This is a genomic window from Amycolatopsis sp. NPDC088138, from assembly GCF_044741685.1.
In the GTDB taxonomy this organism is placed as follows: domain Bacteria; phylum Actinomycetota; class Actinomycetes; order Mycobacteriales; family Pseudonocardiaceae; genus Amycolatopsis.
Map to the genome: position 1 here is coordinate 1,066,625 of NZ_JBIUTB010000002.1, position 13,190 is coordinate 1,079,814.

Here is a 13,190-nt window from a genome sequence, read left to right on the forward strand (position 1 = left end):
AGCCGAAGTGACCGCCGTGTAGGGTGCATTTCTGTGCCGGAATCGTGGGTCAATCTGGGGGAGCGGCTGGGTGCCGACCTGCACCTCGAGCTGTCCGGCACCGGCAGCAAGCGGGCCGTGCTCATCACCGCGCTGCGGGACGCCGTCCGCACCGGGCGGCTCGCCCCGGGCACCCGGCTGCCGCCGTACCGCTCGCTGGCCGCCGACCTGGGGCTCGCCCGCAACACCGTCGCCGACGCCTACGCCGAGCTGGTCGCCGAAGGCTGGCTCACCGCCGTCCAGGGCTCCGGGACGCGGGTCGCCGACCGCGCGGAACCGGTGGCGCCGGCCCGGACGCCGAAGAAGGCGCCGGGGCCGCCGAAGCCGCGGTACAACCTGCGCCAGGGCCAGCCGGACGCGACGTCGTTCCCGCGCACCGAGTGGCTCGCCGCCGCGCGGCGCGCGCTGAACGTCGCACCGCACGACGCGTTCGGCCCCGGCGACCCGCGCGGCCGCCCGGAGCTGCGGGAGGCGCTGGCCGGGTACCTCGCACGCGCCCGCGGGGTGCGGACGACGCCGGACCGGATCGTCGTGTGCTCCGGGTTCGCGCACGCGCTGCGGCTGCTGTTCCCCGCGGTGCTGCCCGGCCCGCTGGCCGTGGAGTCCTATGGCCTGGCCTTCCACCGTTCGATCTTCACGGCCGCCTCCGTGCCGACGATTCCCTTGTCACTGGACGAAAACGGCGCGCGCGTCGACGAGCTGACCGCGGACGTCCGCACGGTGCTGCTCACGCCGGCGCACCAGTTCCCGACGGGCGGGCCGCTGCACCACGACCGCCGCACCGCCGTCGTCGGCCACGCCCGTGCGACCGGCGGGCTGGTCATCGAGGACGACTACGACGGCGAGTTCCGCTACGACCGCAAGCCGATCGGCGCGGTCCAGGGGCTCGACCCGGAACACGTCGTCTACGTCGGCTCGGTCAGCAAGAGCCTCTCACCCGCGCTGCGGCTCGGGTGGCTGGTGCTGCCGGAACACTTCGTCGGCGCCGTGCTCGCGGTGAAGGGCGAGCGCGAGGCCTGGGCGGGCGTGCTGGACCAGCTGACGCTGGCCGAATTCGTCGAATCCGGCGCGTACGACAAGCACATCCGGCGGATGCGGCAGCGCTACCGCCGTCGCCGCGACCTGCTGGTCGCCGCGCTCGCCGCGCAGGCGCCGCACGTGGTGCCCACCGGCGTCGCCGCCGGCCTGCACGCCGTGCTGCGCCTGCCACCGGGCACCGAGAGGTCCGCGGTGACGGCCGCGACGTGGCAGGGCCTCGCGCTCGACGGCCTGGCCGCCTTCCGGCACCCGGCGAGCACGATGTCCACAATGGACGGACTGGTGGTCGGGTACGCGACCCCGGCCGAACACGCCTACGCCGCGGCCGTGGACGTGCTGTGCCGCGCCCTGCCGCCCGCGTGAACGCGTGCTATCCGACGATATCGATCTCGAACGGGTCCGTGGAGCTGTAGGTGACGTCCGCCCACACCGCGCCCGGCAGGTCGTACCGCCGGTGCGAAGTCAGCTTCGAGTTGTACCCCGAGGTCTGGGCCGGGTTGTGCCCGACGCCGTTGTGGTCGTTGCCCCACGCGAAGATGTCGCCGATCCACATCGGCTTCGAGAAGCCGTCGCCGCCCAGCCGCGGGCGGACGATCACGGCCGCCCCGGGGCTGCCGGACAGGAACACCCGCACCGTGTTCTGGTCGGGGTTCGGCGGGGTGACGGTGATGCGCTCCATGATCTCCACTCCAGTCGAGTCGGAACCCTTGCCGTCCACTCCGGGCCAGAAGTCGACGACCGACGAGACGTCGTAACCCGGGGCGACGTCGCCGCGGTACTGCTTGGCGACGGCACCGTCCGGGATGGTCGGATCGCCGTTGTAGTGCGCGATCCAGTAGTGCGGTTCGGCGACACCGGCGGACGAGAACGCCGAACGCACCGACGGCCAGGTCGAAAGGTTGCAGTAGACCGTCGGGTCCGCGCCCGCCGCGCGTCGCATCCGGACCCAGCCCGGCGCCTCGGCCGGGGTGGCGTCACCGGGTTCGACGTCGAGGACGTGCCCGTCGTTGGTGCTCGCCTTCTTGACGATCGTGACCTTGACCGCGTTGGGGAACCGGGCCCAGTCGGCGGCCGACCAGGGTTCCAGCTTGATCTTGTCGATGTATCCCGCGACCAGTTGTCCGCCGGCGGGGATGTTCGCGGCCGTGACCGCGTCGTACATCGTGCGCACGGGTCGAGTCTCCGTTCGGTGCCTCATCGCCGGTTTCGGGGACGGCGAAATCGTCTCCGCGATCCGCCATCGTGCTGTTACCCATGTGGGACGGGCGTCAAGCGAAAATGTTACGCAGTTCCTGTCTGTCACCAACTCGGCGGCACCACGCAATTCCTTCACCACGAGCTCATCCGGCGACGGTGACTTTCCGCTATCGGCTCTGGCTTCCCGCTCACCCGGCTGGCAAGCTGCAGACTCTTTACGAGGGAAGGTACGTGCATGGCGGCACACCCGGCGTGGGCCCGGCGCATCGACGCGCGGGTCGTCGTCCTCAGCGTGCTGCTCGTGGTGGCCCTGCTCGCCTGGTTCGGCGTGGACTACCTGAAGAACCGGCTGGCGAACGGCGGCTGTGACACCACGACACCGGTCCGCATCACCGCGGCGCCGGACGTCGCGCCGGTGCTCACGGCGCTGGCCCGGTCCGTGCCGGAACCCGACTGCTACACCGTGGAGGTCACGGCCAGTGCGTCCACGGCCACCGCGGCGGCCCTCGAGGCCAACGGCGCGAACGGGCCCGACGTCTGGGTGCCGGAGTCGAGCACCTGGCTGCTGCAGGCCCGCGACGGCGGCGCGTGGAACCTGCCGGAGACCGGTCAGTCGGTGGCGAGCTCACCCGTGGTCCTGGCGCTGACCGACGAGGTCGCGAAACAGGCGGGGTGGCCGGCGAAGTCACCGTCCTGGTCGGACGTCGTCGCCGGCAGCCCGGTCGGGCTGCCCGACCCGGGCCGCGACCCGGCTGCGATAGCCGCGTTGATCGGCCTGCAGCAGCTCACGAAGGACGCGCCCGACCCGGCCGCGGCGTTCACCGAGGAGATCCGCAGGCTTTCGGCGGTGAAGGAGCCGTTCACGGCGTCACCCGCGTCGGAACAGTCCGTGCTGGCGCGCAAGCTCGTTGCCGCGTATCCCTCCGTCGGAGTGCCCAGTTTCGACTACCCGTACGTCGTGCTGCCGCGGGCGTCGGACGCGTCGCGCTCGGCGGCCGAGCGGTTCCTGCGGCTGCTGCTCGACCAGACGGCCACGAAGGCCTTCGCCGACGCCGGGTTCCGGACGCCGGCCGGGCAGCTGCTGGGCGACCGGCCGCCGGACACCCGCACGAGCTCCGCGTCGCGGCCGGTCGGCCCGCCTGCGCCCGAAGCGATGTACGGCGTGCTGCAGGCCTGGGCCGGGGCCAACCTGAGCGCCCGCGTCCAGGTGCTGCTCGACGTTTCCGGCTCGATGGCCGCGACCGTGCCCGGTACCGGCCGCAGCCGGATGGCGCTGACGCTGGAGGCCGCGACGCAGGGCCTCGGGCTGTTCAAGCCGACGACCGAACTCGGGCTGTGGCTGTTCTCCACCAAGCTCGAGGGCGACCGCGACTACAAGGAACTGCTGCCGATGCGGTCCATCGCGGACCAGCTCGCGCAGGGCGGCCTGGCGACGTTGCAGGCGGTCAAGCCGAAACCCGGCGGCGCCACCGGACTGTACGACTCGATCCTCGCCGCGTACCAGAACGCCCGGCAGAGCTGGAAACTCGGCCGGATCAACGTCGTCGTCGTGCTCACCGACGGCCGCAACGAGGACAGCGACTCGATCGGGCTGCCCGGCCTGCTCGCCGAGCTCGGCAAGCTGCAGGACCCGCGCAAACCGCTGCCGGTGATCGGGATCGGCATCGGCCCGGACATCGACGCCAAGGAACTGCAGCAGGTTTCGGCCGCGACCGGCGGCGAATCGTTCACCACGCCGGACCCGCGCAAGATCTCGGACGTCTTCTACCAGGCGCTGAGCAAGCTCATGTGCCAGCCACCGGCGTGCAAGAAGTGAGGACCCCGTGCTCGAGGAACTGACCGAAGAGCCGCGGGTGCGCCGGAGAGTGCCCGCGGTGGTGCTCGCCGCGCTCGTCGCGGGCCTGGTCCCGTTCGTGCTGCACACGTGGGCGGCGCTGCACGGGAATTTCGCCCAGGACGACTTCGTCGTGACGTACCGGGCCGCCGCGGCCGGGCCGTTCGACCTCGGGTTCCTGTTCCAGGACTACCACGGGCACCTGACTCCGGGCGGGTTCTTCCTCGCCGCGGTGCTGACCGCGTGGGCGCCGTTGAACTTCCCGCTGCTGGTGGTGCCGCTGCTGCTCATGCGGGCGCTCACGACGGTCCTGTTCTGGTGCCTGCTCGTGCGCTGTTTCGGCCGCCGGTGGGCGATCCTGGTGCCGTTCACCGTGTTCACGGCCTCGACGCTGCTGCTGGTCCCGACGCTGTGGTGGGCCTACGGCGTCCAGATCGTGCCGGTCGTGCTGGGGACCGTCGGCGCGCTGCACGCGCAGGTCCGGTACTTCCAGGACGGTGGCCGCTGGTGGCTGGGCACCTTCGCCTGGACGCTCTTCGGGCTGGCGTTCTACGAGAAGGCCGCGGTGATCCCGCTGGTGCTGGCCGGGGTGAGTGTCCTGCTCGGACAGTCCTTCCGGGACCGGGCGCGCTACTGGGCCGGGCACGCCCTGCTGCTGGCCGCGTTCGTCACCGGCTACCTCACGTTGACCTCGAGCCAGGTGACCCCGGGCGGCACGCCGATGTCCGCCGGGTCGGTCGCGGACCTGACCGGCCGGATGCTCGGCGACACCCTGCTCCCGGGCCTCGCGGGCGGCCCGTGGTCCGGCCCCGGGCCGGGCGCGACCTGGGCGCCGTCGCCGTTCGCGGTCGTCGTCGTGGTTTTCCTGGCGGCCTTGGGCGTGCTGATCGCCGGGGTGCGCACGGGTGGCCGCCGGGCGTGGCGGGCGTGGGCGTTGTTCGGGGTCCTGCTCGCCGTCGACGTCGCGCTGCTGGCGCTGACCCGGCTGCGTGAGGTCGGCCCCGCGGCCGGTGACGATCCGCGGTACCTCGCCGAACTGGCGCTCCCGGCCGCCCTTTGTGGAGCGTTCGCTTTCCTGGCACCCGGGGAAGTTGCGCCGTCCGGCGGAAAGCGGGAACGGCCGATCGCCCTAGCCGCCTGCGTGCTTCTGCTCGCGAGCTCCACGGTGGGCTTCCTGCAGCTGTCGCCCGGGATGCGGTTCGAGCACGCCGGCCAGTACGTCGCGAACGTCCGGGCCGCGCTGGCCGAAGACCCGGATCTCGTCTTCTACGACAACTTCGTCCCGTCCGACGTGGTGTTCGAATGGTTCGGGGCGGACTCCTTCGCGTCGCGTGTGGTCGGCCTGCTGCCCGGCGCGCACTTCGACCAGCCGACCAGCCGGATGCACCTGCTCGACGCGGACGGCGAACCGCACCGGATCACCGGCGTCGCCCCGGTTTCCCGTGGCGTCACGGGTCCGGTGCCGAACTGCGGATACACGATCGGCGAGACGCTCGTGCGGATCCCGCTCGACACCGCGGTGCTGGGCCGGTACCTGCTCAAGGTGGACTACTTCACCTCGGACGGCGGGGAAGGCCTGATCGACCTCGAGGGCAAGCGGACGCCGGTCTGGTTCCAGGCCGGGCTGCACTCGATGTTCCTGCCGGTGGACGGCCTGTTCGACCACATCGGCGTGCAGCTGTCGAGCCCGGGCGCGCCGGTGTGCCTGGCCAGGATGGAGGTCGGGAAACCGCTGACCCAGTAGGAGTTCAGTACGGGTCGTACGGGCTGTCGTGGCCCAGCAACCGCGCCACCGGCCGCAGCCGCAGGCGCAGCAGCACCTTGATCCCGACGTTGCGGGCGAACCACGGCAGCTGGGCGAGCACCCGGAGCCGGTCCGCCGTGGACGGTGGGGAAAGCCGGAACCGCGCCAGCGACGTCGCGCGGTCCACATAGGTGTACCGGCGTCCGAAGAGGACTTTCGCGATCGTGCCGAGCGTGACGCCGATCGAGGAAAAGCAGTCGTGGACCAGGATTTCCGCACCCGGCGGCAGGTGCTCCGACCAGCGCAGATCGTCGGTGTAGGTCCAGTAGTCGTGCTTGCCGTCGATGTAAAGCAGCTGTATGGGCCGGTCCCAGTCAGGGCGCAGTGCCGTGCTGTAACCGGCGACGAGCTCGACGACGTCGTCCAGCCCGGCCTCGCGGATGTTGCGCTCGAACAGTTGCCGCGTCGGCGATCCGCCGAAGAGCCGGCCGTCGACGAACGGGTCGACCGCGATCACCGTGGCCCCGGCCGTGCGCGCGGCCGCGCCGAGCACGATCGTCGAGCGGCCCTGGTGGCTGCCGATCTCGAGGATGACGTCGCCCTTTTCCAGGCGGCGCGCGGCGTCCCAGAGCGCTTCGCCCTGTGCGCGCGTCATCCAGCCCTTGACGGGCTCGGCCGAAGCCCAGGCGTCTTCGAACGCCGTTTCGTCGGAAGAGATGGCACACCTGCCGGGGAGTTCGGGAAACCGGGGAAAATCGTCGGCACATGGTAGCCAGGTTTCGGCCTAGTATCTACCGGATGGTAACCGCCACCCGCGAACGAACCCGGGACGACGCTCCGCCCTCGGAGCGCACCCGGAAGTTCTCGCCGGGCGGTTTCGTGCGCCGGCCCAGCACGTGGATCGTGCTGGCGCTGACCACGTTGTCGTTCCTGCAGATGCCGGGGAAGACGACGTTCGACACCAAGCTCGACCTGGCCGTCGACCCGCTCGCGTTCCTCGGCCGCGCGCTGCACCTGTGGAACCCGCAGGCGACCGCGGGCGAGCTGCAGAACCAGGCGTACGGCTACCTGTTCCCGATGGGCCCGTTCTTCGCGCTGGGCCAGGCCGCCGGGATACCCGCGTGGGTCACGCAGCGGCTGTGGGGCGCGCTGCTGCTCTCGGCCGCGTTCGGCGGCGCGCTGCTGCTGGCCCGCGCGATGAAGATCGGCACCGAGCGCACCCGGCTGATCGGCGCACTCGGGTACGCGCTCGCGCCGCGCATGCTGACCGAAATCGGCGGTCTGTCCGCGGAGATGCTGCCCGCGGTGCTGCTGCCGTGGGTGCTGGTGCCGCTGGTGCGCGCCGGGGTGACCGGCTCGCCGCGGCGCGCGGCCGGGCTGTCCGCGATCGCCGTGCTGTGCATGGGCGGTGTCAACGGCGCGATGGTCGTGATGGCCCTCGTCCTGCCGGGACTGTGGCTGCTGACGCGCAAGTGGACCCGCGAGCACGTCCGGCTCGTCGTCTGGTGGGCCGTGTTCGTCGCCGGCGCGACGCTGTGGTGGATCCTGCCGCTGCTGCTGCTCGGCGAGTACAGCCTGCCGTTCCTGGACTACATCGAGTCCGCGACGAACACGACCGCGCCGATGTCACTGTTCGAGGTGCTGCGCGGGACGAACCAGTGGGTCGCCTACGTCGTGCAGGGCACCCCCTGGTGGCCCGGCGGCTGGTCCCTGATCGACAACCCGGTGCTGATGCTCGCGACCGGGCTCGTCGCCGGCGTCGGCCTGTTCGGACTGACGCGGCGTGGCCTGCCGGAGCGGCGGTTCCTCGTGCTGGGCGTCGTCACCGGCCTGACCCTGCTGACGATCGGGTACGTCGGCACGCTCGACAGCCCGGTCGCGGAGCAGGTCCGCCACCTGCTCGACGGGCCGCTGGCCCCGCTGCGCAACGTCCACAAGTTCGAGCCGGTGCTGCGGCTGCCGCTGATGCTCGCGTTCGTGCACGGCATTTCCAGCCCGGTGCGGGTGAAGTCCGCGCGCCGGTTCCTGCGGCCTGCGCTGGGCCTGCTGCTGATCCTGGTGATGGCCGCGCCCGCGTGGCTGCTGAACCTGCGCTCCGGCCCGGGCTGGGACGAGGTGCCGGGCTATTGGTACGACGCGACGGGCTGGGTCGCGAAGGCCGACCCGAACGCGCGGACGCTGCTGCTGCCGGCGACCGGCTTCGGCGAGTACGACTGGGGCCGCACGGTCGACGAGCCGGCGCAGGCGATCGCGAAGAGCCCGTGGGCGGTGCGCAACCAGGTGCCGCTGGGGTCCGAAGGAAACACCCGGCTGATGGACTCCGTCGACGCCGCGCTGTCGGACGGCCGCGGCGACCCCGGGCTGGCCGCGCTGCTCGCGCGGTCCGGCTACCGGTTCCTCATGCTGCGCAACGACATCGACCGGGAGCGCACCGACGCGCCGTCCATCGCCACCCTGCGTGCGGGACTGGCGGGGTCACCGGGCATCGGCAAGGCCGCGACGTTCGGGCCGCTGGAGATCTACGAGGTGCAGCGGCCCGTGCCGCTGGCCACCGCTACGTCCACAAAGGACGTCCCGACGGTCAGTGGCGGCCCGGAGAACCTGATCCCGCTGATCGACTCCGGCCAGCTCGACCCGGCGACGCCGACGGTGCTCACCGGCGACGGCGGCTCGCCGGGCGGGCCGCGCCTGGTGACCGACGGGCTGCGCCGAGCCGAGCGGAACGTCGGCGGCGTGCGGGACAACCTCAGCCAGACCCTCACCGCGGGTGAGGCGTTCCGGCAGCAGCGCGCGGCCGGTGACGTGCTGCCGTTCCCCGGGCAGGAGCACCAGACGGTGGCCGCCTACCGGGGGATCCGCTCGGTGACGGCATCGACGGCCGCGTCGTTCGCCGACGCCTTCGGCGGCTCCGACCCGAGCCACCAGCCCTTCGCCGCGATCGACGGCGACCCGCGCACGGCGTGGCAGTCGTCGTCGTTCACCGGCCCGGTCGGGCAGTGGCTGGAGGTCGAGCTCGACACCCCGCGCCTGGTCACCGCCGTCGACCTGCAGATGGTCGACGACCTGCGCGTCGGCTGGCCGGCGACCCGCGTCCGGATCACCACCGACAACGGCTCGGTCGACCAGCAGGTCATCCGCGGCGCGGGGGCGCACAGCTACCCCGTCGCGGCGGGTGTCACCACGAAGGTGCGGATCACGTTGCTGTCGCTGGTGGTCGGGCGGCAGGACGGCAACGTCGGCATCGCCGAGCTGAACATCCCGGGCACCGAGCCGCAGCGCGCGCTCGAGGTGCCCGCGGACCTGCCGACCGGCGCGGCGCCCGGGTTCGCGTTCACACGCGGCGCGCAGCCGCGGTACGCGTGCCTCCCGTCCGGCGGCGCGGTGCGCTGCGACGCGACGTCCGCCCGCGACGGCGAGGAACCCGACGGCATCCGGCGGCTGTTCAGCACCCCGGCGGACGCGACGTTCCTGCTCGGCGGCTCGGTGCTGCCCGCAGGCGGCGGCAAGAACCCGGTGTCCCTGCCGGGGGTGACGGTGGCTTCGACGTCCCAGCTCGGCGGCGACCCGGCGGCGAGCGGGTTCGCGGCGGTCGACGGCGACCCGGGCACGACGTGGCGTCCCGACGTCACCGACCTGCGGCCGACGTTGACGCTGGGCTGGACCGCGCCGAAGCGGATCACGGGGCTGCACATCGGGGTTTCGCCGTCGAGCGGGGCGAAGGCGCCGCGGCAGGTGGAGCTGGTCGGCAAGACGGGCAACCGCACGGTGCAGCTCGACGAGAGCGGGTCCGGCTCCTTCGAACCCCTGGACACCGACCAGCTGCAGCTCGTCGTGCCCGGCGACGACGACGATCCGGCGGCCCGCGCGGTGGTCGGCATCGGCAGCCTGGAACTGTCCGGCACCGATGGCCTCCTGCCGGGGCCGGACCCGGCGTTCACGGTGCCGTGCGGCGCGGGCCCGAACGTCCACCTGGACGGCCTCGACTACCGGACGTCGGTGACGGGCACGCTGTCGGACATCATCGACCACCGGCCGCTGCCGCTGACGATGTGCCGCGACTCCGAGGGTGGCATCGAACTCGCGCCGGGCGGGCACGAGCTGCGCACGGACCGCTCGGACTCGTTCGTGGTCCAGGACCTGTGGCTGCGGCCTTCTTCTGAAGTCGCCCCCGTTGCGCACCGGGCGGTGCAGATCGGCAAGTGGGACGCGACGTCGCGATCGGTGACGGTGGCCCCGGGCGACGAGTCGGTGCTCGCGGTGCCGGAGAACGCGAACGCGGGCTGGGTGGCCACTTTGGACGGCAAGCAGCTGGCCCGGACCCGGGTGGACGGCTGGCAGCAGGCATGGATCGTCCCGGCCGGTGCGGGTGGGGTGGTCTCGCTTTCGTTCACGCCGGATGCTTCGTACCGCACTGACCTGCTGATCGGGGGTCTTGCGGTGCTGCTGTTGCTGGTGGGGGTGGCCTGGCCGGCTCGCCGCCGCCCGTTCCCGGTCTTGGCCGGGGGCTCGGTCTTGGTGCCGGTTTTGCTGATCGGGCTTTTGGTTGCTTTGGGCGGGATGCTGCCGGTGGTGCTGTTGATCGCCTGCCTGCTGGCTCGGCAGTTCTCGGAACGGGCGCCGCGGTTCTTGGCCCTTGGCGGAATGGTGCTGGCGGCTGCGGTCTCGGTGACCGGGCGGGTCTTGGGGCATGGGCAGGACTGGGCTTATGGGCCGGTGACGCAAGCCGCGCTGTTGCTGGCTGCCGCGGCGACGGTGGCTACGTGCATTGATTGGTTTGCGCGGAAGTCGCCTGGGGCGGCGGTTTGAGGATGGAGGATTTGGGACGTCAGGTGGCCAGAATCCTCCATCGTCAACCCCGGGCGTGCACGGCTGGGCGGGGTCGGCCGCAGGCGATCCTGTAGGCCGCTCGCAACTCGGTGAGCACCTTCTGCGGCTCACCGCGGAGCCGGGCGGGCAGGGTCTGGAGCACGACCACGCCCGCTCTCAGGTAACGCGTGTTCCGGGCGAGCGTCCCGGCGTGGTCGCCAGGCCCGGCGTGATGGCTGCGGGAGTCGATTTCCCAGGCGAGACCGACCTCGTCCCACCAGGCGTCCGGGGTGGCGATGTAACGGCCGCCCGGGGTGAACAGCTTGACGTTCCATCGGCACCCGGGCAGTGCCGCGCGGCCGAGCAACCGCCACGCGTCCACCTCGGCCACCGAGCGGGCGCCGCCGAGCAGTGGAGCCAGAGCACGGGCGGGCAGGGTTCTTCCCGCACGCTTGCCGTCCGCGAGCTCGCGTGCGAAGGCTTCCGGGGTACAGCGGTGCCGCTGGATCGCCTCGGCCATCATCGCGACGACGGCGTCGTGGTTGCGCGTGCGCCGCGCGGCGTCGATCACCGCCCGGTGCGCCGGAACCACCGGGACCTCGCGAAGCAGCTGGGCAGGAGGCAGCCGTGTGGTCCGTTCGACGTGGACGAACGCCGTACTGCCGACCCGGCGGTCCGCGGGTACGAGGATGTGGACATCCGTGGGTGCGGGGGCGCCGTGGAGCCCGTGCCGGTGCATCGCGTGGATCCCGGTCAGCACCGCGCCGTCACGGCCGTGCAGCAACGCGGCCCGGATCCGGTGTTCGTCGGTCGGCTCACCGTTCTCCAGCAGCACGATCCCCGGCAGCAGGCGTTGCCACGGACCATCACGCTCGCATCGCCGGGCGATCGTTCGTCGTGGGACACCGACGCTCTCCAGCAGGCTCGCGCGGACCACCCGCGGACCGTCACCTGCCACCATCGGGTGGTGGATCCAGTCTCCTCTTCGCACCCCTCCAGGATGAAACGATCTTCATCGGAGGGAAAGCGAAACGCACGAACGGTCCGTTCGTGCTCAGCCTGCGCTGGGCGCATCTCCACCAAATCCGGGTCGCCCACGCAGCACCGCCACCGTGGCCCGCATCGGATCGTCACCTGGCGGCGGAGACGTGCGCCGTCGCGAACGGTCCGTTCGTGCTCAGCCCGCGCGCTGGGCGCACCTCCACCAAATCCAGGTCGCCCACGCAGCACCGCCACCGTGGCCCACATCAGACCGTCACCCGGCGGCGGAGACGTGCGCCGTCGCGAACGGTCCGTTCGTGCTCAACCGGTGCGCCGGGACCGGAGCTCCACCAAAGCCCCCGCCACCGCCAACCCTCCGGCACAGCAAGCAGCCACCGTCACCACCTGGATCGCCGAGCCGTGCAGCCAGGCCGGGATCAGCACGGCCTCCACCGCGACCGCCGCCCACATCAGCACCGTCACCCGGCGGTCGCCGTCCGCCAGCCGCGCGTACAACAGGATCTGCACCAACGCCAGCATCGACCCGGCCAACGCGAACGGCCACAACGGCATAGTGCTTCCGGCGTAACGCACCCCGCCGATCAGCGGCAGCAACCGGGACCCCAACACCAGAGTCACCAGGACCACAACCGCGTCCAAAGCAGCGCAGATACCCAATGCCACCGGCAACGCACGACGACGGTCCGAGACCACGGCGAACCGCGGCAGGACCAAGACTCCCACCGCCTGCGGCAGCCAGTACGCGATCTTCGTGACGATCGCGCCCAGGGCGTACTCGCCCGCCTCCGCCGCGGGCAGGGTGTGGCGGGCCAGGACCAGGTCCAGGTTCACCAGCAGCACCAGCGCCAGCATCGCCTGGGCCGTGTGGAGGACGTCGCGGCCGTGGCGGTCGGACCAGCGGGGGCGCGGGCGGCCGCAGATCTGCCAGCTCGCCGTCACCACCGCCAGTGAGCCGATCGCGGTGCCGGCCAGGGCGCCCGTCGTCGAGCCCGAGATGAGCAGGCCTGCCAGCGAGCCGCCGACCTTGCCGACGCCCTCCAGGGCGATCAGCCCGGCCAGTGTCGCGAAGCGGTGGCTGCCCTGCAGGAGCCCGTGAAACAGCCCCAGCAGCGTCAGCGGGCCGAGTGACGCCGTCACCAGCAGCGCCGGCGCCAGCGAGCCCAGGTGCAGCAGGAGGACCAGCAACGGGCTGAGCGTCAACGCCGCCGTCGCGACGATCCCGCTCGTCACGAGCCCCAGAGCGAACAGCGGCCCCTGGGAAAGCGAAGGCGAGCGGGCCACCCGCAGCGCCACCACCGTCTGCAGCGCCATCGCCGGGACGACGCCGATCACCAGCACCGCCAGCAGCGAGCTCAGCTCACCGAACGCCCCCGGCACGAGGATCCGCGCCGCCGCGAGGCTCAGCACGTAGCTGCCCGCGTTGTTGCCCGCGAGCGCGAGCGAGACGAGGATCGCCGCGATCCGGTTGCCGGTCCGCGCCGGTCCGGCTTCGGTGTCTACGCTCAACGACGGGCTCCCATTACCGGCGAG

The 13,190-nt window shown here is 72.0% G+C and carries 8 protein-coding genes; 4 read left to right on the plus strand and 4 right to left on the minus strand.

Annotated features, from left to right (window positions below):
- Positions 1–33 precede the first annotated feature (33 nt).
- On the plus strand, positions 34–1,440 hold the full coding sequence (locus tag ACIOD2_RS12610; RefSeq protein ID WP_400537105.1) for a PLP-dependent aminotransferase family protein: 1,407 nt from the start codon (positions 34–36) through the stop codon (positions 1,438–1,440).
- Positions 1,441–1,447: 7 nt separating this feature from the next.
- Here ACIOD2_RS12610 and ACIOD2_RS12615 read toward each other — a convergent pair whose 3' ends face one another.
- Complete coding sequence (locus ACIOD2_RS12615) at positions 1,448–2,248, minus strand: hypothetical protein (protein ID WP_400537107.1); 801 nt, start codon at positions 2,246–2,248, stop codon at positions 1,448–1,450.
- 261 nt (positions 2,249–2,509) lie between these two features.
- Between ACIOD2_RS12615 and ACIOD2_RS12620 the strand changes: the two genes are divergently transcribed.
- Positions 2,510–4,090 carry a substrate-binding domain-containing protein gene (locus tag ACIOD2_RS12620; protein ID WP_400537109.1) on the plus strand — a complete coding sequence of 527 codons (1,581 nt, stop codon included), beginning with the start codon at positions 2,510–2,512 and terminating at the stop codon, positions 4,088–4,090.
- A 7-nt stretch (positions 4,091–4,097) separates the two neighbouring features.
- Positions 4,098–5,852, plus strand: a complete 1,755-nt coding sequence (locus ACIOD2_RS12625) for a hypothetical protein (protein WP_400537111.1) — start codon at positions 4,098–4,100, stop codon at positions 5,850–5,852.
- A gap of 4 nt (positions 5,853–5,856) precedes the next feature.
- Here the strand turns inward: ACIOD2_RS12625 and ACIOD2_RS12630 are convergent, their stop codons facing one another.
- A complete protein-coding gene (locus ACIOD2_RS12630) occupies positions 5,857–6,507 on the minus strand; it encodes a class I SAM-dependent methyltransferase (protein ID WP_400537113.1) in 651 nt (216 codons plus the stop codon).
- A 143-nt stretch (positions 6,508–6,650) separates the two neighbouring features.
- Here ACIOD2_RS12630 and ACIOD2_RS12635 point away from each other — a divergent pair, with 143 nt between their 5' ends.
- Positions 6,651–10,658 (plus strand): alpha-(1->3)-arabinofuranosyltransferase, encoded by a 4,008-nt coding sequence (locus tag ACIOD2_RS12635; protein ID WP_400537115.1) that lies wholly within the window; start codon positions 6,651–6,653, stop codon positions 10,656–10,658.
- 43 nt (positions 10,659–10,701) lie between these two features.
- Here the strand turns inward: ACIOD2_RS12635 and ACIOD2_RS12640 are convergent, their stop codons facing one another.
- On the minus strand, positions 10,702–11,649 hold the full coding sequence (locus ACIOD2_RS12640; RefSeq protein ID WP_400537117.1) for a hypothetical protein: 948 nt from the start codon (positions 11,647–11,649) through the stop codon (positions 10,702–10,704).
- 311 nt (positions 11,650–11,960) lie between these two features.
- A complete protein-coding gene (locus ACIOD2_RS12645) occupies positions 11,961–13,166 on the minus strand; it encodes a polysaccharide biosynthesis protein (RefSeq protein WP_400537119.1) in 1,206 nt (401 codons plus the stop codon).
- Positions 13,167–13,190 lie beyond the last annotated feature (24 nt).

What these genes read in the sequence shown, in the direction of transcription:
- ACIOD2_RS12620 (WP_400537109.1), top strand. Translation starts at nt 2,510, where the DNA reads ATGGCGGCACACCCGGCGTGGGCCCGGCGCATCGACGCGCGGGTCGTC.
- ACIOD2_RS12630 (WP_400537113.1), bottom strand. Translation starts at nt 6,507, where the DNA reads ATGACGCGCGCACAGGGCGAAGCGCTCTGGGACGCCGCGCGCCGCCTG.
- ACIOD2_RS12635 (WP_400537115.1), top strand. Translation starts at nt 6,651, where the DNA reads ATGGTAACCGCCACCCGCGAACGAACCCGGGACGACGCTCCGCCCTCG.